The sequence below is a fragment of the Pseudomonas sp. UV AK001 genome (assembly GCF_046097675.1).
Lineage (GTDB): Bacteria > Pseudomonadota > Gammaproteobacteria > Pseudomonadales > Pseudomonadaceae > Aquipseudomonas > Aquipseudomonas kribbensis.
The window spans coordinates 109,197-128,558 of the sequence record NZ_JBJUVZ010000004.1 but is presented as its reverse complement, the minus strand read 5'-3'; the positions used below and the strand labels follow the sequence as shown (position 1 = coordinate 128,558).

Below are 19,362 nucleotides of genomic sequence, written 5' to 3'. Positions count from 1 at the left end.
AATCAGATATCAGCGTCAGCCAGGTCGTCTTCGGTCTCTGTGACCGCAGAGGCCTTGGAGTCAGCGATCACGGCTGGCGACAGCAGCTTGTCACGCAGTTGCTTCTCGAGCTTCGCCGCGACTTCCGGGTTGTCTGCCAGGAACTTGGCCGAGTTGGCCTTGCCCTGACCGATCTTGGTGCCTTCGTAGGCATACCAGGCGCCGGACTTCTCGACGAAACCGTGCAGTACGCCCAGGTCGATCATCTCGCCGTTCAGGTAGATACCCTTGCCGTAAAGAATCTGGAACTCGGCCTGACGGAACGGCGAAGCCACCTTGTTCTTCACAACCTTGACGCGGGTTTCGCTGCCGACCACTTCGTCGCCTTCCTTCACCGCGCCGGTACGGCGGATGTCGAGACGAACCGAAGCGTAGAACTTCAGCGCGTTACCACCGGTGGTGGTTTCCGGGCTGCCGAACATCACGCCGATCTTCATGCGGATCTGGTTGATGAAGATCACCAGGCAGTTGGCGTTCTTGATGTTACCGGTGATCTTACGCAGCGCCTGGGACATCAGACGGGCTTGCAGGCCCACGTGCATGTCACCCATTTCGCCTTCGATTTCAGCCTTCGGCACCAGTGCCGCCACGGAGTCGACGATGATCACGTCAACGGCGTTGGAGCGCACCAGCATGTCGGTGATTTCCAGGGCCTGTTCGCCGGTGTCCGGCTGGGAAACCAGCAGGTCGTCGACGTTGACGCCCAGCTTGCCGGCATACTCAGGGTCGAGGGCGTGTTCGGCGTCGACGAATGCGCAGGTCGCGCCGGCCTTCTGGGCCTGGGCGATCACGGACAGCGTCAGTGTGGTTTTACCGGAAGATTCAGGACCGTAGATTTCAACAATACGGCCTTTTGGCAGACCGCCGATGCCGAGCGCGATGTCCAGACCCAGCGAGCCGGTGGAAATGGCCGGGATCGCCTGACGGTCCTGATCGCCCATACGCATTACGGCACCCTTGCCGAATTGACGTTCGATCTGACCCAGGGCCGCAGCCAAGGCTTTCTTCTTGTTGTCGTCCATTAAAGTCCTCACGTAATCAATAAGGCCTGACGGCCAACACCTGTATAAGTAGCCAGTATTATTCCACAGCGTTCACGGATCGCCTACCCCTGATTTTCGATTTCTCGTGCCGCTAGTCGCAGGAGCCCCTCTAGCGCGGCCTTCACCGTTTGTCGGCGGACTTCGTCGCGGTTGCCGGGGAAGTGCTGCACCTCGCTGGAAACCGCATCGCCGACACCCCAGGCCAGCCACACCGTGCCCACCGGTTTGTTCGGTGAGCCGCCGTCCGGCCCGGCGATACCGCTGACCGCCACGGCGAACCGCGCACGGCTGTGTTTCTGCGCACCGCGCACCATCGCCTCGACCACCTCGCGACTGACGGCGCCCACCGTCCCGAACAGTTCGGCAGGCACGTTCAGTTGCTGGGTTTTCTGTCGGTTGGAGTAGGTCACATAACCGGCCTCGAACCAGGCGGAGCTCCCCGGGATCCGGGTAATCGCTTCAGCGATGCCGCCGCCGGTGCAGGACTCGGCCGTGGTGACGTGGGCATTGAGCAACTGCAGGCGTCGGCCAAGTTCGGCCGCCAGTTGGGTGAGGTCTTTCACGGCACTCTCCGGATCGGGTGGAATGCCTACCACCGTACACGAGCCGGTTGCGCTTTCAATACACAGACTCATTCAAAATGTGCAGGCGCCAGCGCTCTGATATAGGCCTGACAGGCCTGCAGGGCAATCAGTCCGCGATCGCCTTCACCGGTGATGGCGACAATTCGTTGAGCATGCGCCGGGTCAAGTCGGGCGCGTAAGGTTGCATGATCCACGCCGCCGGTGCCGGAGGCGGCTGGCACACCGCAGCCTTGGGCAGCGTCGCCTGCGTCGATGAGGACTGACAGGCGCAGATCAGCAGTGGCAAGGCGATCGCGCAGGCGATCCTGATCACGTTGGGCATCGCTGAGTGCTCGATAGTGGGTTTGTTCACTGGCCGCGAGCCGTTGCTCCAGAGCCATACGCTTGTTCTGCTCGGCCTGCTGCACCGAGGCAGCAGCCTGAGTCAGCTGGTTGAGGGTTTCGGCATGCTGCCGCGCCTGCTCGGCCAGTTGGCGGCCGTAGCGCCAGTCCTGAAATTGCCAGGCCAGCGCAACAGCCCCCAGGACCAGCAATGCAACACCGGTTACACGCCAGGAGATGGACATAAAACCGCCCTCGCCCGCGCCCAGAGATCCAGGCGATCCTGCAAGCCGTTCAATCCGCCGTTGATTCGACGGGTGATGGTGTTGAACTGATCGCGGTCCGCCAGTTCGTTCAAACCGTTCAACTCCCAGAACCACGCGGCGGACTCGGCCGCCCATTGCGGTTGCTCGAGCAATTCAGGCAACGACAACAGACGCTCATCGCCGAACAGCCCAAGGCTGCACTGGCGATAGTTGGTGCGGCCAGTGATCTGGATCAGACCACGACCGCGATACTTCTGCCCGTCGCCATCGGCTTCCGGCGTATTGCCCAGACGCAGGGCCAGCGTCCCCGTGTCGTACCTGCTCAGATACTGGTTGTCGCCCAGTTCGCGCACGTAGCGCAGTTGCCCGGACTCATGGCCAACCTGGGCGAGAAACGCAGCGACGCGTTTGGGCGTATCGATGCGATGACGCGCCATGGCGTCGTTGAGCGGTGAAACAAAAACGCCCGCTTGGGAGCGGGCGTTGGGCATGATGTTACTGAGGTTGTTTTCTGTGATTTGCATAATGCTTGGTCCTCCCTGGATTGCGCCGATTGAATCACGGCTGGCGGCCGAATCCGGTGAGCCATTTCTTTGCCAGGGTTTTCAGGGTGCCATCAGGGGCACTGTCTTCGTGCGACGAAAACACCCAGCCGAGGGTGCCGAAGTTCGCCGACCAATCGATTTGTGGTGCTGGAGTGATCTCGGTGATATCGACCCAGAGCAGATCCGGGTGAAACATCTCGACCATGTTTCCGTCGGTCGAGAACAGTTCGACTACCGTGTCGTTAACGATGCGTGCGTAGGTTTTCATCAGGCGTACTCGTAAATGATCACGACGCCGGGGGCGCCGGCGGAGCCCGATCGGCCAGGTTGGTTCGGAGCATTGGCGACTCCGCCACCGCCAGCACCGTAACCGGTTCCGACGCTTGTCGGGCCGCCGAAACTGTTGCCCGTTCCTCCTGCGCCCAGCGGCGAACTGGCACCATGTCCAGCGAGCGTAGGGCCTGCAACCGAGATGCCCGGCGCACCGGACGTGCCGCCACAGTTGACGATGTTCCCTCCGGAAGCGACGGCGCCTGGTGTACCGCCGAAATACAGACCATTACCACCCGGTGAAACCAGATCGATCCAGGGCGACGCACCACCTCCCGGAGCACTGACCAGCGAGCCGAAGGAACTTGTCCCGCCGCTTGCTCCACTGCTCGCAATGGCACCTGCCGCTCCAGAAATCCCTACGGTGATCACTTGGCTGATGCCGATCGTTTTCGCATCCAGCCATGCCTCGGCATAACTTCCAGAAGCGCCGCCACCGGAAACACCATACTGAGTGGAAGTCGCCGCACTGACGCCCGCGCTTCCACCGCCACCGCCAACGACCTTGACCAGCACATTCTTCATTCCCGCCGTCGGTACATAGACACCGGATGCAGTGAAGGTTTTTACATTCAACAAGCGGCCACTGGTTGCGTTGCCACCGCTGGCATACACCAGCAACCAGCTGTCCCGCGCCGCGCTGTACACCACCGAACACACACTGCCGCCGACAATCTCGGCAGGTCGCAATGCACTCAGGGCCAGGCTCAATAGCGGTTTTGGCAGAAGACCATTCGGTGCAAAAGTGCTTGCGCCGGTATTGGCATTGCCTGCCGTGAAGCGCAGCGTCAGCCCGTCCTTCAACGCACTGATGGCCGGCACATAATTGGCCATGTAAAGGTTGGCAGCGCCGATATCCGCTGCGTGTTTATCTTCACCGCTCTGGCTTATTTTCTTGATTGCCAGCAACAACTGCGTCGCATCGTTTTCGCTGGGTTCGAGTCCGGCAGACTTGACGACATTCAGCAGCTCATCGGTGATGCCATTGCCCCAGGTCGCGGGGATCAGCGATCCCGGCAACCCGCCGACGACGTCCTCATTGACGAACTTGCCGTTCACCAGCCCGATGCCGGGAACGCTTTTCGGATAATCCATTTCAGTTTCCCTGATCCATTAGAGTCCCGTTGCCAACCAGCGCGGCGCCACCGGACGATGCTCGCTGAACGGGAAAAACGAAGCCTGTGGCCAATCCCGCAGCGCGCGCCGAAATGTTTGCAGTTCGGCATATTGCTCGGTGGTCAGAGTGGTGCCGCCGCCGTCCTCCAGCTCATCGCGGTCACGGGCCACCAGACCATCGGTGGCTGCCAGTTGTGCGGTGCGCCAGCGGCGTTCGATGTCAGCAGCTTCGTCTGCCGTCGGCGGTGGTGGATCGACCAGCACCGGAAAACCGTTATCCGCCCGCACGCCAATCACTTTTGCAGAGACCGACAGTTGCTTCAGGAGCGAGGCCCAGTAGGCCTGGGGAATCTCGATGACGTCGTCAGGAATGTCTGACGAGTTGATACCCGGTACATAAACGCCCCGAGTGCTGGCGCTGAACAAAACATTGAAAGCGTTCATTCAATACCCCTTCGCAAAATAGTTCACGCTCCAGCCAGCAGAAGACTGGCCCAAGTAATTCCGTACTCTCAAGCGACAACCTTGTTTGGTCGCACTCCCCCCGTACAGGAGCACCATCGCTCCGTCACCACCGACATGTGTCGCCACCAGTGACGAAAATGCCACCGGAAACGAGATCGGAAACGTCACATAGACATCCCCATTGGCATCCGTTGATCCGTAACCCCACTGCTCGATATTGCCGCTCGCGAACCGCTGATAGCCGGCATCGCCGAAGGCACCGGAGTGAGCCGACGCATATCGGTCACTGACGGATCCACCATAAAGTCGCCAGTCAGTGCCAACCCGGATCAGTTGCGCCGAATCGCCAATACCGAGCAGCAGCGACCCCACCGTGTTGTTGCTGCTGATGATGCGCTCGTTCGCTGCCGGGTTGATCGTCAGCACGCCGGTGCCGAGATTGATGACGTGCAGCGTACTTGCATTACCGGCGACGCCGAGAACAGGCATGGTGGCGGTGACCGGTGCCGCGCTGTAGAAACTGACCATTCCGCCCACATGGGCCGCAGTCAGAACCGTACTGGTCGCAAAGGACGTGAGCCCCGAAAACTGCACGCCGCTACGGGCAACAAAACCTGTAGTGGCGACGGTCTGGCTGTTGTCGAACTGCGACGCCGTGGCGAACAACCGGCTACCGCGTAATGCTGTCAGCAATTGATCAACCTTGGCCTCCGACGCCGTGAGGCCGGCCGCCTGAATGACATTGATCAATTCCTGCGTGACACCATTGCCCCAACTGGCCGGGATCAACGATCCCGGCTTGCCCGTAATCAGGTCTTCATCGACAAACCGACCGTTGACCAGGCCAGCACTGGGAACACTATTGGGATAGTCCAAGGCTTATCTCCTTATCTGAAAACATGGGTAGGGTGATGGCTTCAGCCAATCGGGCCGGCCAGCCACTGCGGCGCTGATGGCCGAGAAACGGATGACGGAAATGCGCCGCAATCCGGCCAGTCGCGCAACGCCTGACGGTATTCGAGCAGCTCCAGATATTGCTGGGCCTTGAGCCTGGTGCCGCGTCCCAGTTCCTGCTCGTCGCGATGGCGGGTGATCAGCCATTCGGTGGCCGCCAGCGCCGACTGGCGCCAGGCGCGCTCAGCCGTCAAAGACGTGTTGTAGTCGACCGTTGCGACCTGAGCGATTTCAGGACCTGGCGGTTCGCGCAGAGGCTCGACAGCGGGCGTCAACTCAGACATCGGCGCGCCGATTTCAACATCAGCACCTTCGGGCACCTGCACCATCACCGCGACGAACGCCGGCGCAAACAGTTGCTCGATCGCGTAGTCACCGGTGTCGATCACTTCGACCGCGACACCGTTTTCAATACGTGCATAACGGGCCATTACTCGTACTCCCAGATTTCACAGAAGGCATTGCCACCGGCGCCGCTGACGACTGATGCGGATGCATTGTTCGAGCACGAACCACTTCCTCCCGAGCCACGAACACCGGCAATACCAATGCTGTTCACACCTATCAGCGGCGCACCGCCATCGAACGGGCTGGGGCCTCCGCCCCCGCAGACCATTCCCCAGTTGCCGTTGTACATCGCAAAGGTGCCGGTGATGCCCCGAGCACTGCAGAGGTTGCCGCCCGTAACGACTTGCCCTCCCAAACCGCCTTGCACAAAGCCGGACGCCGTTGGGGACGTCAGGACGGTAAGCGTCTGCCCACCCATGCCTCCCGAAACACTCAGGTAGGAACCGAAAGAAGCGCCGCCACCTGCCTGGCCAACCGCGTTACGTGGGGCACCGCCGGCGCCCAGAGTGACCGGAACACCGGTCAGCATTTCCGGCGTGACGTCATACAGACTTTCCCCATAAGCACCCGCCCCGCCGCCGCCACCAATGCCTAGATAAGTCGCCGGGATGGGTGCACATCCCCCCCCCGAGCCACCCGCCCCGACCAGCCGCACGCGAATCCGTCTGGCTCTCGGGTTCGGCTTGTAAACCGTGATCCCGACGGTTTCGATCTGCCTGACCGTCAGCAGTCGCCCGACCGCATCGGTGATGCCGTAACCGGCCAGAGTGGTCGGGGTGTTCTTCAGCTTGGTGAAGTCGACCAGAGCACCAATCGCCGTTGCCAGCTGGTTGGTCTTGGTCTCGTCCGGGGTAAGCCCCGCAGCCTTGATGGCGTTGAGAATTTCTTGCGTGACACTGTTGCCCCAGGCGGCGGGGATCAACGAACCGGGCGTGCCGGCAACAGGGTTTTCATCGATAAAACCACCGTCGACCAGGCCGACGCCGGGAATGCTTTTCGGATAGTCCATTGCACTGTTCCCTGTGCTTCTGTCAGCTGGTTACGGTTGCACCGGGTGCTGCCGGCCAGGTGATTTGCTCCGGAAAACCCGGCTGTTTTTCAATACGGTTAAGCTCCACGCTGTAGAGCTTCCATTCGAGCAGTTGCAGTTGCTCTTCGTGGCTGGCATCGCCGATGTCTTCGGCGTATTGCAGGGGGGCGATGCGCAGGACGGCGTCACGAAGCAGCGCGTCGCGTTGATTGAGGGCCTTGGCGGTGAGATCAGCCAGGTGTCTTTGCTCATTGAGCACCCACGCGTTGTCCTGCCAGACATGAAACTCGTCAGGGCAAGGTTCGGCGGTGAACTCATCCGTCAGCGCACCCAATTCGCTCCAGGTCTGCTGTGCACCGTTGTCCTTGCGATAGACGATGCCCCGCAGATCGATCAGTTCGCGAGGAACACCGTTGGCCATCGCCCACGTGCGACCCTGCTCTGGCACCGGCAACTCGTAAGCCAGTTGAACGGCATTGGCAGGTAGTTGAACGCCGATGCCGGGCGTCACGAAAAACTCCACTGGCCCCACCAAGGCGCCAGCATCATCGACCAGATAATTGAACATGGAAAAACCTCAGATGACTTTCATGCGGCCGGGATAGGCAACGTTGCGGGGACGAGACGAGAAGGAATACAGAAGCGTGTTGGCCGTATCCATCTGATAACTGGTGCCGGCGGGGTAGATCGGTCCACCGTTGGAAGGCGTGGAATAGGTTTTCGTTTCGTGCGTCTGCGCGCCGACCGCAGCCAGGCTGTCAGACCAACGCGAGCCGATGGCTCCCCCACCCTGCGCGCCCATGGCATACGAATGCACTGTACCCGCCTGATTGGTGCCCATGATTCGACCCGAGTCGACATTGCGACCTTCGTCCAGTACGCGCAGGAACTCGCCCCGCAACTCAGGGCCTCGAAACGTCAGGGCACCGTCACCCGGCGTCCAGTTGCCCTCGTTGCCCACGCGAGTGGCTTCGGTATTGAGCATTCCGGAGCGCTGCGCGTGATCCCACAGCCACGGCCATTCGGCACGATTCATCAGCGTGCCGTTCAGCGCGCCGTAACCTCCGGGGCTGAGCACAATGGTGGTTTCAAAAAACGGCCGTCCAAGTGGTGTGTTGTCGAAGCGACCGACTGGCCACCAGCTGCCAGCGCCGTCACTGCGCAAATGCCACCAGTCACCGCCGCCCATCAACACCAGAAACGGGTAACCGCTCGCAGACAAATGCGTATGAAAACGGATCCGGTCGGTTCCGGATGCCTGCACAACCATTCGATTGCCGCTGTTGTCGACACGACGAACAATCACGTCGCGCACACCCAGTCCGACAGTGGCGCCGGGCAAGGTGATCGTCGTAGCACCGGGGCTGCCATCGATCAACACCAGTCCGAGCTCCTGATCAGTCAGTGCCTTCGAAGCGGCAAGCCGTGTCACCACCGAACGCATTGGGCTGGCGGCACCGATGATCGATTGAATGGCTTTGAACAACTGGCCGGTATCCACCTCGTTGGCCGTCATTCCAGCCCCCGTGATCACGTTGAGAAGTTCTTGTGTAACGCTGTTGCCCCACACCGCCGGAATCAAAGACCCTGGCGTGCCTGCCACCGGGTTTTCATCGACGAAGCGGCCGTCAACCAGGCCGACGCTGGGGACGCTCTTTGGATAATCCATGGGATGTTCGTTCCTCTTGAATGACAAATGAAACGTGGCTGCACGCGGGCTTTTGGCTTTTTCAACGGCGGGCGCAAACGCTTCTGTTCCTGAAAATAAAAAGCCCACGGCGACGTGGGCTTGGGTGAGGCGGGACGCGACTACGGGTTGGTGTTGTCCGTCAGTCCACGAATGGCCAGCAGCACCTCGTCCGTAGCAGCGCGCGCCTGCTCCATCTGGCTTTTGCTGGCGTACCCGCGGATCTGGGTCTTGGCCTTCAGGCGCAGGGTGCGCAGGGTCAACAGGCTGTCGCTGAGCCGGGTCGACTTGTCCAGAATCTGATCGGCTGCCTGCCTGGCACTGCGCCCTCTGGCGACCCAGGCAGCGACGGAGAGTGGTACGTCGTTTTTCGGGTAGCCCGCGTCCTGAAAGGACTGCGCGTCGACGGCAGCCTGAGCGTATTCCAGCGCCTTGAGCGGATCGCCGGCCAGAACGGCACGGGCATTGTCGGCGGCCGCATCGACACGCACGCACAGGCGCTCGCCTTCCTGCTGGTCCAGTTGCCCGGCCCGCGCGCTGTCCAGCACCCAGGCTTTGCCGTCCCAGTCATGGGCGGCGGATGGCTGAAGCGGACGCAAGCCCTCTTCGAATTGATGCAGTTCCTGAATGATGTTCATCGGATCAACTCCCAGGAAAAATTGACGTTGACCGCAGCGGAGAAATTGATGGCGATCCCGTTGGCGTAGTCGCCGGGGGACATGCTTTTCAGGCCCATGCTGAACAGCAGTTCATCGCTGGACGCATTACTGGCACCCAACGTGTGCTCGGCCTGATAGACCTGCCAGAGCGAGCGCAATTCGTTGTGATCGAAGCTGGCAGTCAGGGTCGACACGGTTGTGTCATTGAGCACGTTGCTGGTGAAGATGCACGCCGTCGCACCGGCAGTGGACCAGCCGTCCCAATTGCCCGGAGTTCCCAAGGTCGGATTCAGGTAGGAGTAGTTGCCGCCCAGCCAACCGCCCGGGGCGAAGGACACAGCAGTAATGCCTGTCGGATGCGGTGTCGGGTTGCCCACCACCAGACGCGCCGCCCGGGCGTGGGGGTCGACTGGCAGATAGACCACGCCATTGCCGTTGACCGTCTGGCTCCATGCCAGATGCTTGCGGTTGTAGACCGGCCTGACGATCGGTACCGATCCGGGTCCTGCGGTCACCACCCAGGCCAGACACATATCCAGCGGCGTCGATTGAAAACCGCCCCCCGCCGCACTGTTGACGGTCCCTTTCAATCCTTCGGGGGCCGGGTCATAGATCGTTCCGCGCTGCATGTAGAAAGTCAGCGCCCCGCCAATGACCTGTGCCCTTAGAAAGTAGCCGGTTGTAGGCAACAGGTCCGCACTGCTCCAGGCCTGTGTGGTGAACGTTCGAGACCTGCCAAGTTGTCCCGCAACGACCTCCTGGCCAATGCTCAACAACACGCCCGCTGGAATCGACACACGTCCGCCGCTGGTCAATACCGCCGTCGGGGTGGTCGGCAAGCGACCGTCAGGGGTCGCGACGGTCGGCAACGGTAATGAACCGACAGGCAATGCCGAATCCAGACTCCAGCCTTTGGCCGAAACGCTCTGAATCGCTTGCAACAGTTGATCGTATTTCTTCTCGTCCGGGGTCAGATCCCCGGCCTTGATCACATTGAGAATTTCCTGCGTGACACTGTTCCCCCAATCCGCCGGGATCAGCGATCCCGGTGTTCCGGTCAGGGGGTTTTCATCGACAAATTTCCCATTCACCAGACCGGCGCTGGGGACAGTTTTTGGATAGTCCACTGTTCAATTCCTGTAGGTATTCGCTGTGAATCCAGCGATCGGCGGTCAGCTTGCGCACTGATGAAAAACGCCCGCACAGGGCGGGCGTCGTTCAGTAGCTACAAGCGTGTATTCACGGTGCCCGCTGGAGCATCCGCGCAAGCCACTTGGGAGGTACGGGGCGCGACAGGTCATCCGCCATCTCGACGGTGCCCGGCCAATTGCGCAGCGCCTGGCGCCAGGCCTGCAATTTCGAGAATTGCTTGCCGCTCAGAGTCGGTTGCGCGCCGATGTCCAGTTCATCGCGATGACGGGTTACCAGCCAGTCGGTGGCTGCGAGCTCTGCCGTACGCCATTGACGCTCTGCGTCGGTTTGCGCATCCGGCGGAACATCGACCTGTGGCGGAGCATTGAAGCGCTCGTCGTCGAACAGCCAACCTGTGGAAACCGGGAGGCCGACCGGTACCGGAACGCCGCAATCGACATCACCGGTCAACAAAGCCGTCACCACTCCATTTTCGATAATGGCCTTCATCATCAAACCTCCCATCTGACGCGAGCGTTAATCCGGCCAGAAGTGCTCATGTTCTGTGCCCACGCCGTGATAGCCACACGTGCTGTATAACGGTCAGTAAACCCACCCTCGGGCGTGATCTGGATACCGTTGAAGTTGACCCCAATTTCCTCACTGACCACGCCATAGTCAGTTTTGACGTAGTCGTCAAAATCGCTGATCCCGGCCATGTAAGCACGGGGTTTGCGCGCCCAGTTCAACGGGAGCGAGAAGCTGCCATTGGCACCGGACCAGACACCGACCGCTTCCAGGCGGGCCTTGTTCGCCAGCAGCGTGAGCTTGGGTAAAGTCCCGGCACCGGCGGTCACCACTCTGGCCACCAGCATGTCGATGCAGGTGGAGTCGAAACCGCCGCCACTGCTGCCGGTTCCCGCTTTCATTCCCGCCGGGATCGCATCGGCATCGAGGCCTTTTTGCGTGTAGCAGACCAGTGCCCCGTTGCGGACCTGCATCCGCAGAAAATAGGTGCTGTTGATATCCAGCCCGGGCGAGGTCCACGCGGAGGTCAGCAACGTGCGCGGACGGGCCGTCATGCCGGCGGCGACCTCTTCGCCGAGACAGACCAGCACACCGCCCGGCACCGACACGGTGCCGCCAGCCGAAGCGCTCGCGGCGCTGACCGAAATGCGCCCGTCGGCCGTGGCCACGGTTGGAAATGCCAACGCGGCGAATGGCATCGCGTCCTGGGACAAGACATTCTTCAGCGCCTTGAGCAACTGATCCGACTCGCTTTCGGAGGGCGCCATCCCCGCCGCACGGATCACGTTCAGCAACTCTTCCGTTACGCCGTTACCCCATGTCGCGGGAATCAGCGAACCCGGTGTTCCGGTCAGTGGGTTTTCATCGGCAAAGCGCCCATCCACCAGCCCGGAGCTGGGCACACTTTTCGGGTAATCCATCCCGTCACTCCTTCCTAGTCATAGTTGATGTGCACCTTGGTGTGCGCCGGCGCCGCCCGATGGATCAGGCACTCAAGCGCCGAGCCCGGATTCACGCCGAAGCGCTCGCCCCAGTAACTCGCGCCGAAACGCCGGCCGAGCAGCAGCCGGCCGCCGGTGTTCAGCGTCCACATGAACTGCGCTTCCCAGGTGCCCCAGTGCGCCGCGCCGAAGCGCGAACGGCCCATGCGTGGGGCTTCGAGTTCGGTGATGGTGGCGTTGGGGTAACCCTGGCTCTTGGCGATTTCCAGGTAGTAGCCGACGGCCTGGCTGCCGACCGCCAGCAAGCGGCGGCGCACGGCGAGGCGACGGTCGTCGAACAGCGGTGTGGCACCGAGGCACGGATCGGGCAGGTTCATCACCTGCTCCCAGTCCGGCACCAGTTCGCTGACACCGGCCGGGTCCATCTCGTTGAGCAGGTCGGCGGCGCGGGCATCGAGACGTGCCAGTTCGGCAGCGACGCCTTGCAGTACCTCATCCAGCTCCGGCACCCGCTCCGGGTCCCATGCCGGGCCGCTGGGCAGCAAGGCGCGCAGTTGCGCCTGGTATTGCGCAGCGGTTCTTATGGCAGCCATACGCAACCCCCGAAGGTCAGCAGTTCGCTGTCACCGGCGGCTACGTTCGCCACAGGGGCCGAAAGGACGTGGTCGGTTTCACCCGCCGCACTGCTGATCGCTTCGCGGATATGGCTGATCAGCAGGTCTTCACCCAGGTCGGCTTCGCGGTTGTGCAGATCGCGCAACTGGGTTTCGACGGCGGCACGCACGGCGGTGGTGTCGGGTGTCAACTTCAACTGATAGGTCACCGGCTTCTGCACCGGGGCACGCACATGCACCTCGGCGGTCACCGGACGCAACGGCTCGATGTAGGCCTGCACTTCGGCCAGTTGATCGGCATTCGGCACCGGTTGCGGATCGTCGTCGCGCATGATGTACACGCCGACCGTGCCCGGCCCGAGGAAGCCACCACGGCACCACGCGCGAGTCACGCCCGGTACTTCCAGCGCCCAGGTTTCATAGTCACTGGCCGAGCCGCCATGGGGAATGACGCGATAGGAACGGATCACCCGCGAGCGCAGCGACTCCAGGCTTTCCCGTGCCACACCGCCATTGAGTCCAGGCGCCAGCACCACAAAGCTGTTGCCGACGACGCCGGCAATCGGCTGCACCGGGGTCAGCGCCAGTCCGGCGTCGGCGTTGCCGAGGCTGCCGGCCTCCAGCGCCGCGATGGTGGTGGTGTTGCTGCCATTGACGGTGGTGCGCGCGGTGGTGACTTTGTAGGTACGGCCATCGCTCGATTGCAGCAGCGTATCAACGTCCAGCACCGCGCCCGCGGTCGCGGTAAAACTGACGCTGCCGGTGGCGACTTGCGCCGGTTTGCGCGGCTGGTTAAGGCGCAGCGCGGCGATGCGTTCCAGAGTCGATTCGTCGGCGGTGTCAGGCAGGATCTGCTCGGCAATCCAGTCAAGGTAGCCATACAGACCGTAAGCGGCACCACCGACGGTACGGGCCAGGACTTGCGCATCGGACTGGCGCAGCGAATCGCCGGCCAGGTCGCTTTGGGTGCGCTTGATCAGCACCGGCAGCGAAGGGGTTTCAAACGGCATAGATCACCTGCCAACTGTTATCGGGGTTGATGTCCAGGCGTTCGCCGTCGGCCAGGGTCAGGACTGTACGCAAGTTCAGACGCTGGGCGTCGAGGCGTTCGCTGATGATGTCGATGGCGCTGCAGTGGCCGTCGTCGATCAGCCATTGCAAGGCTTCGCGGGCATAGAACTCGGCGTCCATCTGGGTCTGCCGGGTCAGCTTGACCCGACGCAGCAGCCACAGCCGCGAGCCGATGCGGTCGTCGGCCACGGTGGGAAAGGTGTCGCCCCACCAGCCGTAACGCTCCTCATCATCGAGGGCATCGTCGTCGGCGGCGCGGCGCCAGGTGAACAGGCTGATCAGCACCGAACGGGTCAGCGCGGCTTGGAGATTTTGACTCAAGAGCATCACTGACCTCCCGCCGGCACGCCGGTCTGGCCGCTGCCGCCCTGCACGCCGCCATGCACGTGCTTGATCTGGCTGATGCCGCCGGCCAGCTGATCACCTTTGGAAACGATCTTGCCGGTCTGGTTGATCACCGGCGTGTCAAAGTTCACCGCCGTACTGGCGCGGATATTCAGCGTGGCGGTTTCGATATCGATGATCCGTCCACGCCTGAAGTGGATCTTGTCGCCTTCGTCGGTGTAGATCGCCACTTCGCCGGCCGCCAGCGATTGCAGGCGATAACGGCGGTCAGCGACCACCAGGGCGATGGCGTGGGAACGGTCACCACCGAGGAACGTGACGACACCCTCGGCGCCGGCCAGCGGATGGCTGGTGAAACCGTAGGGTTCGAAGTGCTCCATGTCGTCGTTCACTTCACCAGCGGTGAGGCGCATTTGCAGCGATTGCAGCTTGGAGGCCGAACTGGCGAGCACGACAGTGCCGCGCGCCAGCAGGCGTGTCAGTAGGCTCATAGGGCTTTCCTTGGAGGACGGGGTCGGGCTCAGGTCTTTTTCGGGGGAGTCGGGTTCGCGTCGAAGGTATGCGGCGGCGCCACTTGCAGGGTGGTCACCGAACCTTGCGCCGACAGCGAATACGTCACCTTGGAAATCAGCATGTCTTCATCGAAGCCAAGCACCGGATCCTTGACCCGCACCAAGGTGTTGTGACGCCACAGGTCACCGTTGGACTGACGCCAGCCCTGTACCTGATAAGTCGTGGTCAGCGCCCGGCCCATTCGCGTCGCGCTCTCCCATTGGGCCCGTTGCTGGGCCAGTTCGAACGTCAGTTGCGAGCCTTCGTTGATGATCGTGGTACGCCGGCGCTTGAAACTCAGGTCGGCCGCCGTCGATTCCACTTCGCTGGCCGCTGCCCCGCTTTTCTTGTCGTTGCCCTTCTGCTGGCCGATCACCCGGTATTCGGAAAACACCTGGCTGAAATCCATCGGCGCATTGGCCGAGAGAATGTTCTTGCCCAGCTCCAGTGCATCGCTGGCGCGGCCGCCGCTGCCGGGTCTGGCAAGTACCAGCCGGCCTTCGGCGTCATCGGTGGAAAACACCCGGTACAGCGAGAGCAAACGGTCGATCGACTGAAACGCCGTTTCACCCGGCACAATCGTGTGTTTGCTCAGGCGTGCGGTCTCGGGAATTTCGTTGACCACCATCAACGCGTACTCCATGGCCAGGGCCTGGACGATGCTCAGCAGCGACTGATCCTGCCATTGGCCGGGGTTGTTTCGCGCCGCGCAATCCACCAGATCCTGGGTCTTGGAGCTGCCTTCGATGCTCAGGCTGATCTGCCGCCCGTCGTAGCTGATCGGGGCCTTGAACACATAACCGGTGAGCACCAGATCCTGGCCGATCCGCACTTCGCACGGGTCGCCGGCCTTGATCCGCTGATCCACGGTCTGTCCCGGCCATTGCCAGGTGATATCGAGTTTGAAGGTGCGGAACTGGCGCTCCAGGTCCGCGGTGATCTGCACGCTTTTCCAGCCGCCGTATTCCATGTTGCCGACGGTCAGCGTGACGCGGTTGTCAGTCTCGTTCATGACTCACTCCCTGGAAACCTTGACTTCGTTGGGTGGGAAGCTTGGGTGAGACAGCCCGTTGCGCTGAATGACCTCGGTCACCCGAGTGGCATCGCCAAACTGCTTGTAGGCCACGACCAGCGCCGGGAAGGTTTCCTGGAAGGTTTTGCTCACCAGCCGCACACCGGACGACGCCACAGCCTTGAAGTGCCCATTCAGCGCCTCCTTCAGATCGCCGATGGCCTGGTAGTGCGCGGGATCGGCCTTGTCCTGGGCCATTTGCAGCACTTCGTTCAACGCTTTTTGCAGTGCTTGCAGATCATCCGTGACCGGCACTTCCTGACGGCTGATCGGCTGCTTCGATTGCTGATCCAGCGAGGGCGTCGAGCTGAGCTTCACCGGCGTCGACGCCACCGGCATCGAGGCAACCCATTGCGCCACTTTGACGATCAGAGTGTCCTGCACCAGATTGGCCAGTGCCTGCGCCGCAGCCGTTGTGTCCTTGCCGGTGGTGATTTTCGGTGCGTCGGCCTTGCGGATGGCTTCGATCTGTTGGGACACGTCGGCAATCACGCCACGGTAGCCCTCCTTCGCGAATGCCTTCAGCTCCTTGATATCGCCGAGCAAGCCCTTGAACTCCGCCGCCACCTCCTTGGGCAGTTCCTTGACGGCCCGGACCAGTTCGGTGATCTGCTTGTATTGCGCGATCAGCGGTTTGAGTTGCTCCTTGATCACGTCGTACACGCCGGTGAGGCTGTTGCGCAGATTGGTGATGCCGATCCGCGCCGCCTTGATCAGGATCATCGCCTGTTCGAAGCGCGCCACCGCCGAGCCGAGCAAGCCGTCGGCCTTGATCAGCAGGACTTTCTGCGTGCTGACCGTCGCCGTCGGAAACGGCAGCGGCCGGTCGGGGTAGAACTTCAGGGTGAAGGTCACCATCCCGCCGTCCTGGCGGGTGTGGGTCATGTCGCACTCGCCGACCTTGACCTGCAAGCGGCCCAGCCACGGATGCACCAGCTCGCCGCTGCCCTGCTCCAGCGCCTGGAGCAGCTTGTCACGCTGCTCCAGGCAATCGGCACCGATGATGAACGCCGTCAGGTCGTGGGTCTTGGCCTGCTGGCCGAGATCCTCGAAAAACGGCAGGTCGCGTTGCGGGTATTCGTGCAACTGCCCCTTGCGACCGACCGGGGTTTTCGCCTGGTCGATCCAGAAGCCGACACCGCGAAAGGATGCCGGCAACAAACGGTCACGCCAGTTCATTGGAACCTCCTGCCGATAGCGAGCGATAGCCGATGCGCGAACTGAGCGCCAGCCCCGGTTGATTGGTTTGCGGTTGATCGGTGCGCAGCCCCGCCGGCGCGTTTTCGAAGCGGACCGTCAGGCCGCCTTCGAGTTGCGTGCGGTTGTTGGCGGCGCTTTGCTGGATCAGGGCGCCAGAGGATTGCGGCAAAGAACCGCCCTGCAACGCGCTGCCACCCTCGGGTTTCGCACTGGCACCGAAGAACGCCGGCGCCAGTTCGCCCTTGCCTTCGGCATTGGTCTGGCGTTGTGCTTCGGTCAGGGTTTCGACCTTGCCGGTGACCCTGGCGATCAGCCCGGCGAAACCGCCATCGAACAGTTCCTTGATCGGTGCGATGACGGTCTGCAGCTTTTGCCACAGCTCGCCGAACCATTCGGTGATCGGTCCCCAGTTCTTGATGATCTGCCCCAACGGTGTCCATTCGAACATGTTGTGCAGGAACTCCAGCACCGGTGCTGCCAACGCTTGCACCACGCCCCACAGCGCCGAAAACACTTCGCTGATAGGCTGCCAGTACTGCGCGATCTGCTCCAGCGGCGACCATTCGAACAGGCTCTGGAAGAAGCTTTTGATCGCTTGTGCCGACGCTTGCAACGCGGCCCAGACCGGTTCGAAAAAGGTCACGACGCTGCCCCAGTTGTTGACGAGCATCCCCAACGGAGAATAGTCGAACAGGGTGCCGAAGAAGTCCTTGATGGCTTGCGCCGCCGGTTGCAACGCTGCCCAGATCGAAGCGAAGAAACCGGTGATTGCGCCCCAGTTGTTGATGATCATGCCCAGCGGCGTCCAGTCGAACAGCCCCTTGAGGAACGACATCACCGGTACGCTCAAGGCCTCGAGCAATTCCCAGATCGCCGAAAACAGACCGGTCAACGGCCCCCAGTTTTCCAGGATCAGGCCCGCAGGCGACCACGAGAAAACCGACTTGAAGAAGTCGATCACCGGCGCGGTGACCGCTTTGACCTTGTCCCAGATACCCGAGAAGAAACCCGTGACCGGTTCCCATAACGCCGCCAGTGCCTCCAGTGGCCGCCAGTCGAGTACCGAGCGCAACGTCGCCATTGCACTGGCCCCGGCGTTTTTCACGCCCTCCCACAATCCGGTGAAGAACGCGGAAATCGGTGTCCAGTTGGCCACGATCAAACCGGCCGCCACGGCAATGCCCATGGCGATCAGCATGATCGGATTGGTCTTGAGCACCATGCTCATGACGTCCATCACTTGGGTCATACCGGTGACGGCGGTTTGCATGGCGGAAAACGCAATCGCCCCCGCCGCCAGCCCTTCGACCAGTTTCGGGTTGTCGGCCAGCAGGCTGCCGACCTGGGTCAGCACCGGCTCCAACCCGACCACCAGGGCGCCCACCGCCGGCACCAGTGCGGCGTCTACCGCAGCGGAGACCTTTTCCATCGACGCGCTGAACACGTTCATGTTCTGCGCGGCGGCTTTCGGTGTTTCCGGCAGATCGACGGTTTTCGCCGTCTCGCTGACTTCGCTCAGCTTGCCCTGAAACGCTGCGGCGGATTTGATGCCGTCCACGAACGGCGTAATCACACTGCCGCCCTTGAACAGACCGCTGATGTCGAGTTTGCCGAGGCCGGTCTGTTCGAGGTTTTTCTTGAAGTCATCCACCTTCACTCGCAGGGCGCCGAGTTTGGGTGACAGTTCGTCGATGCCGGTCAGCAGCACCGACGCTTTAGCTTTGGTTTCTTCTGCCATCACTGCACCTGCTGCATCGCATTGATCCGTTGCGCGTGCTCCAGCGATTCGCGAAGCACATCCAGTGGCCTGGCCATCATCTGTTCGGGGTCAACCTTCCAGAACCAGGCCAGGTCATAGGCGACCGAAATCAGGTCGGTGATGGCTCCGACGCCGCACTCATGAAAAAACTCGCAACGGCCCAGCTCAACGCGTTGAGGTCAGCCAGGTCCAGCTGGTTGACCGACGACGGCGGAATGCCGGCGCACACGGCGATGTACTTGGCCGCCACGTCCATGTCGAGGCTGACCTCTTCGCTCTTGTCGATCTTGTACGGCAGCGCCTTGATCGCTCGTACCTCCTGCACCGTCGGACGGCGCAGGACGAGTTCAGTCAGGGGCTCGCCGTGAGCTTCGATCGCAACTTGAAGCTTCACGGCGCCGCTCATTGCCAGGTCCCCTTGATGCCTTCGAATTTCAGTTCGATGGTGGCGTCATCGCCCTTGGAGACTGGCTCTTCGACCAGGTAGGCACCGGCCAGCACGTAGACTTTGCCGTTGCTGAATTCGCAGGTGACGGTGATGTCGGTGCCTTCGATCAGCTTCTTCAGCGGGAAGTCGGCGGTGTGCAGCGCGGTCACCTTGAACGACGGCGCGATGTCGGTTTCCTTGTAGAAACCCGGCACGACGGTTTCGCGTTTGACGGCCATCAGCGGGGCTTCGCAGCCGCCATTGATGGTCAGTTGTGCACCGTCGACCTTGACGTAGCAGGTGCCTGCAATCAGTTGACCCATGGTGTTACTCCC

The 19,362-nt window shown here is 61.7% G+C and carries 25 protein-coding genes; all 25 read right to left on the bottom strand.

Going from position 1 to position 19,362, the window contains the following annotated elements; genetic code table 11:
• Window positions 1-2 precede the first annotated feature (2 nt).
• The 25 genes from recA to ACKLNA_RS13935 all read right to left on the bottom strand — a co-directional run bounded on the left by recA (window position 3) and on the right by ACKLNA_RS13935 (window position 19,350).
• Entirely contained in the window at window positions 3-1,061 is a 1,059-nt protein-coding gene (recA, locus tag ACKLNA_RS14055) for a recombinase RecA (RefSeq protein ID WP_085712898.1), read from the bottom strand.
• A gap of 83 nt (window positions 1,062-1,144) precedes the next feature.
• Complete coding sequence (locus tag ACKLNA_RS14050) at window positions 1,145-1,645, bottom strand: CinA family protein (RefSeq protein WP_085712897.1); 501 nt, start codon at window positions 1,643-1,645, stop codon at window positions 1,145-1,147.
• Between the two features lie 68 nt (window positions 1,646-1,713).
• Window positions 1,714-2,232 (bottom strand): lysis system i-spanin subunit Rz, encoded by a 519-nt coding sequence (locus tag ACKLNA_RS14045; RefSeq protein ID WP_408986195.1) that lies wholly within the window; start codon window positions 2,230-2,232, stop codon window positions 1,714-1,716.
• Window positions 2,211-2,777 carry a glycoside hydrolase family 19 protein gene (locus ACKLNA_RS14040; protein WP_408986194.1) on the bottom strand — a complete coding sequence of 189 codons (567 nt, stop codon included), beginning with the start codon at window positions 2,775-2,777 and terminating at the stop codon, window positions 2,211-2,213. Before ACKLNA_RS14040 ends, ACKLNA_RS14045 begins: the two co-directional genes overlap by 22 nt.
• Before the next feature lie 34 nt (window positions 2,778-2,811).
• Window positions 2,812-3,066 (bottom strand): hypothetical protein, encoded by a 255-nt coding sequence (locus tag ACKLNA_RS14035; RefSeq protein WP_408986193.1) that lies wholly within the window; start codon window positions 3,064-3,066, stop codon window positions 2,812-2,814.
• Window positions 3,066-4,223 (bottom strand): hypothetical protein, encoded by a 1,158-nt coding sequence (locus ACKLNA_RS14030; protein WP_408986192.1) that lies wholly within the window; start codon window positions 4,221-4,223, stop codon window positions 3,066-3,068. The genes ACKLNA_RS14035 and ACKLNA_RS14030 overlap by 1 nt, the downstream gene beginning before the upstream one ends.
• Window positions 4,224-4,241: 18 nt before the next feature.
• Complete coding sequence (locus ACKLNA_RS14025; protein WP_408986191.1) at window positions 4,242-4,688, bottom strand: hypothetical protein; 447 nt, start codon at window positions 4,686-4,688, stop codon at window positions 4,242-4,244.
• On the bottom strand, window positions 4,689-5,585 hold the full coding sequence (locus ACKLNA_RS14020) for a phage tail protein (protein ID WP_085712891.1): 897 nt from the start codon (window positions 5,583-5,585) through the stop codon (window positions 4,689-4,691). It lies immediately after the preceding gene.
• Window positions 5,586-5,626: 41 nt separating this feature from the next.
• Window positions 5,627-6,094, bottom strand: a complete 468-nt coding sequence (locus ACKLNA_RS14015) for a phage tail assembly chaperone (RefSeq protein WP_408986190.1) — start codon at window positions 6,092-6,094, stop codon at window positions 5,627-5,629.
• Entirely contained in the window at window positions 6,094-7,020 is a 927-nt protein-coding gene (locus tag ACKLNA_RS14010; protein WP_408986189.1) for a hypothetical protein, read from the bottom strand. Before ACKLNA_RS14010 ends, ACKLNA_RS14015 begins: the two co-directional genes overlap by 1 nt.
• Before the next feature lie 22 nt (window positions 7,021-7,042).
• Window positions 7,043-7,609: a tail fiber assembly protein gene (locus ACKLNA_RS14005; protein WP_408986188.1), complete on the bottom strand. Its 567-nt coding sequence runs from the start codon at window positions 7,607-7,609 to the stop codon at window positions 7,043-7,045.
• Between the two features lie 9 nt (window positions 7,610-7,618).
• On the bottom strand, window positions 7,619-8,710 hold the full coding sequence (locus ACKLNA_RS14000) for a phage tail protein (RefSeq protein WP_408986350.1): 1,092 nt from the start codon (window positions 8,708-8,710) through the stop codon (window positions 7,619-7,621).
• Window positions 8,711-8,850: 140 nt separating this feature from the next.
• Entirely contained in the window at window positions 8,851-9,366 is a 516-nt protein-coding gene (locus tag ACKLNA_RS13995) for a phage tail protein (protein ID WP_408986187.1), read from the bottom strand.
• The gene (locus ACKLNA_RS13990; RefSeq protein ID WP_408986186.1) at window positions 9,363-10,514 is read right to left on the bottom strand and encodes a phage tail protein; all 1,152 of its coding nucleotides are present in this window, start codon (window positions 10,512-10,514) and stop codon (window positions 9,363-9,365) included. The genes ACKLNA_RS13995 and ACKLNA_RS13990 overlap by 4 nt, the downstream gene beginning before the upstream one ends.
• A gap of 112 nt (window positions 10,515-10,626) precedes the next feature.
• On the bottom strand, window positions 10,627-11,031 hold the full coding sequence (locus ACKLNA_RS13985) for a hypothetical protein (protein WP_408986185.1): 405 nt from the start codon (window positions 11,029-11,031) through the stop codon (window positions 10,627-10,629).
• Window positions 11,031-11,966, bottom strand: coding sequence for a hypothetical protein (locus ACKLNA_RS13980; protein ID WP_408986184.1), 936 nt, complete (start codon window positions 11,964-11,966; stop codon window positions 11,031-11,033). Before ACKLNA_RS13980 ends, ACKLNA_RS13985 begins: the two co-directional genes overlap by 1 nt.
• 14 nt (window positions 11,967-11,980) lie before the next feature.
• On the bottom strand, window positions 11,981-12,580 hold the full coding sequence (locus ACKLNA_RS13975; protein WP_408986183.1) for a YmfQ family protein: 600 nt from the start codon (window positions 12,578-12,580) through the stop codon (window positions 11,981-11,983).
• Window positions 12,568-13,611 (bottom strand): baseplate J/gp47 family protein, encoded by a 1,044-nt coding sequence (locus ACKLNA_RS13970; protein ID WP_408986182.1) that lies wholly within the window; start codon window positions 13,609-13,611, stop codon window positions 12,568-12,570. Before ACKLNA_RS13970 ends, ACKLNA_RS13975 begins: the two co-directional genes overlap by 13 nt.
• Window positions 13,601-13,999 (bottom strand): phage GP46 family protein, encoded by a 399-nt coding sequence (locus ACKLNA_RS13965; RefSeq protein WP_408986181.1) that lies wholly within the window; start codon window positions 13,997-13,999, stop codon window positions 13,601-13,603. The genes ACKLNA_RS13970 and ACKLNA_RS13965 overlap by 11 nt, the downstream gene beginning before the upstream one ends.
• A complete protein-coding gene (locus ACKLNA_RS13960) occupies window positions 13,999-14,508 on the bottom strand; it encodes a phage baseplate assembly protein V (protein WP_119427197.1) in 510 nt (169 codons plus the stop codon). The genes ACKLNA_RS13965 and ACKLNA_RS13960 overlap by 1 nt, the downstream gene beginning before the upstream one ends.
• A 29-nt stretch (window positions 14,509-14,537) precedes the next feature.
• Window positions 14,538-15,581: a phage baseplate assembly protein gene (locus tag ACKLNA_RS13955; protein WP_408986180.1), complete on the bottom strand. Its 1,044-nt coding sequence runs from the start codon at window positions 15,579-15,581 to the stop codon at window positions 14,538-14,540.
• Window positions 15,582-15,584: 3 nt separating this feature from the next.
• Window positions 15,585-16,820 carry a DNA circularization protein gene (locus ACKLNA_RS13950; protein ID WP_408986179.1) on the bottom strand — a complete coding sequence of 412 codons (1,236 nt, stop codon included), beginning with the start codon at window positions 16,818-16,820 and terminating at the stop codon, window positions 15,585-15,587.
• Entirely contained in the window at window positions 16,807-18,579 is a 1,773-nt protein-coding gene (locus ACKLNA_RS13945; protein ID WP_408986178.1) for a phage tail protein, read from the bottom strand. Before ACKLNA_RS13945 ends, ACKLNA_RS13950 begins: the two co-directional genes overlap by 14 nt.
• Before the next feature lie 130 nt (window positions 18,580-18,709).
• Window positions 18,710-19,006 carry a phage tail assembly protein gene (locus ACKLNA_RS13940; RefSeq protein ID WP_003222226.1) on the bottom strand — a complete coding sequence of 99 codons (297 nt, stop codon included), beginning with the start codon at window positions 19,004-19,006 and terminating at the stop codon, window positions 18,710-18,712.
• Window positions 19,003-19,350 carry a phage tail tube protein gene (locus ACKLNA_RS13935; RefSeq protein ID WP_007908779.1) on the bottom strand — a complete coding sequence of 116 codons (348 nt, stop codon included), beginning with the start codon at window positions 19,348-19,350 and terminating at the stop codon, window positions 19,003-19,005. Before ACKLNA_RS13935 ends, ACKLNA_RS13940 begins: the two co-directional genes overlap by 4 nt.
• Between the last annotated feature and the right edge of the window lie 12 nt (window positions 19,351-19,362).

Coding starts and splice junctions, on each gene's coding strand:
- ACKLNA_RS14005 (WP_408986188.1), bottom strand. CDS start 7,609: ATGTTCAATTATCTGGTCGATGATGCTGGCGCCTTGGTGGGGCCAGTG.
- ACKLNA_RS13965 (WP_408986181.1), bottom strand. CDS start 13,999: ATGCTCTTGAGTCAAAATCTCCAAGCCGCGCTGACCCGTTCGGTGCTG.
- ACKLNA_RS13970 (WP_408986182.1), bottom strand. CDS start 13,611: ATGCCGTTTGAAACCCCTTCGCTGCCGGTGCTGATCAAGCGCACCCAA.
- ACKLNA_RS14040 (WP_408986194.1), bottom strand. CDS start 2,777: ATGCAAATCACAGAAAACAACCTCAGTAACATCATGCCCAACGCCCGC.
- ACKLNA_RS13945 (WP_408986178.1), bottom strand. CDS start 18,579: ATGGCAGAAGAAACCAAAGCTAAAGCGTCGGTGCTGCTGACCGGCATC.
- ACKLNA_RS13985 (WP_408986185.1), bottom strand. CDS start 11,031: ATGATGAAGGCCATTATCGAAAATGGAGTGGTGACGGCTTTGTTGACC.
- ACKLNA_RS13950 (WP_408986179.1), bottom strand. CDS start 16,820: ATGAACTGGCGTGACCGTTTGTTGCCGGCATCCTTTCGCGGTGTCGGC.
- ACKLNA_RS13975 (WP_408986183.1), bottom strand. CDS start 12,580: ATGGCTGCCATAAGAACCGCTGCGCAATACCAGGCGCAACTGCGCGCC.
- ACKLNA_RS14015 (WP_408986190.1), bottom strand. CDS start 6,094: ATGGCCCGTTATGCACGTATTGAAAACGGTGTCGCGGTCGAAGTGATC.
- ACKLNA_RS13955 (WP_408986180.1), bottom strand. CDS start 15,581: ATGAACGAGACTGACAACCGCGTCACGCTGACCGTCGGCAACATGGAA.
- ACKLNA_RS13995 (WP_408986187.1), bottom strand. CDS start 9,366: ATGAACATCATTCAGGAACTGCATCAATTCGAAGAGGGCTTGCGTCCG.
- recA (WP_085712898.1), bottom strand. CDS start 1,061: ATGGACGACAACAAGAAGAAAGCCTTGGCTGCGGCCCTGGGTCAGATC.
- ACKLNA_RS13980 (WP_408986184.1), bottom strand. CDS start 11,966: ATGGATTACCCGAAAAGTGTGCCCAGCTCCGGGCTGGTGGATGGGCGC.
- ACKLNA_RS13940 (WP_003222226.1), bottom strand. CDS start 19,006: ATGAGCGGCGCCGTGAAGCTTCAAGTTGCGATCGAAGCTCACGGCGAG.
- ACKLNA_RS14045 (WP_408986195.1), bottom strand. CDS start 2,232: ATGTCCATCTCCTGGCGTGTAACCGGTGTTGCATTGCTGGTCCTGGGG.
- ACKLNA_RS13960 (WP_119427197.1), bottom strand. CDS start 14,508: ATGAGCCTACTGACACGCCTGCTGGCGCGCGGCACTGTCGTGCTCGCC.
- ACKLNA_RS13935 (WP_007908779.1), bottom strand. CDS start 19,350: ATGGGTCAACTGATTGCAGGCACCTGCTACGTCAAGGTCGACGGTGCA.
- ACKLNA_RS14010 (WP_408986189.1), bottom strand. CDS start 7,020: ATGGACTATCCGAAAAGCATTCCCGGCGTCGGCCTGGTCGACGGTGGT.
- ACKLNA_RS14030 (WP_408986192.1), bottom strand. CDS start 4,223: ATGGATTATCCGAAAAGCGTTCCCGGCATCGGGCTGGTGAACGGCAAG.
- ACKLNA_RS14025 (WP_408986191.1), bottom strand. CDS start 4,688: ATGAACGCTTTCAATGTTTTGTTCAGCGCCAGCACTCGGGGCGTTTAT.
- ACKLNA_RS14000 (WP_408986350.1), bottom strand. CDS start 8,710: ATGGATTATCCAAAGAGCGTCCCCAGCGTCGGCCTGGTTGACGGCCGC.
- ACKLNA_RS14035 (WP_408986193.1), bottom strand. CDS start 3,066: ATGAAAACCTACGCACGCATCGTTAACGACACGGTAGTCGAACTGTTC.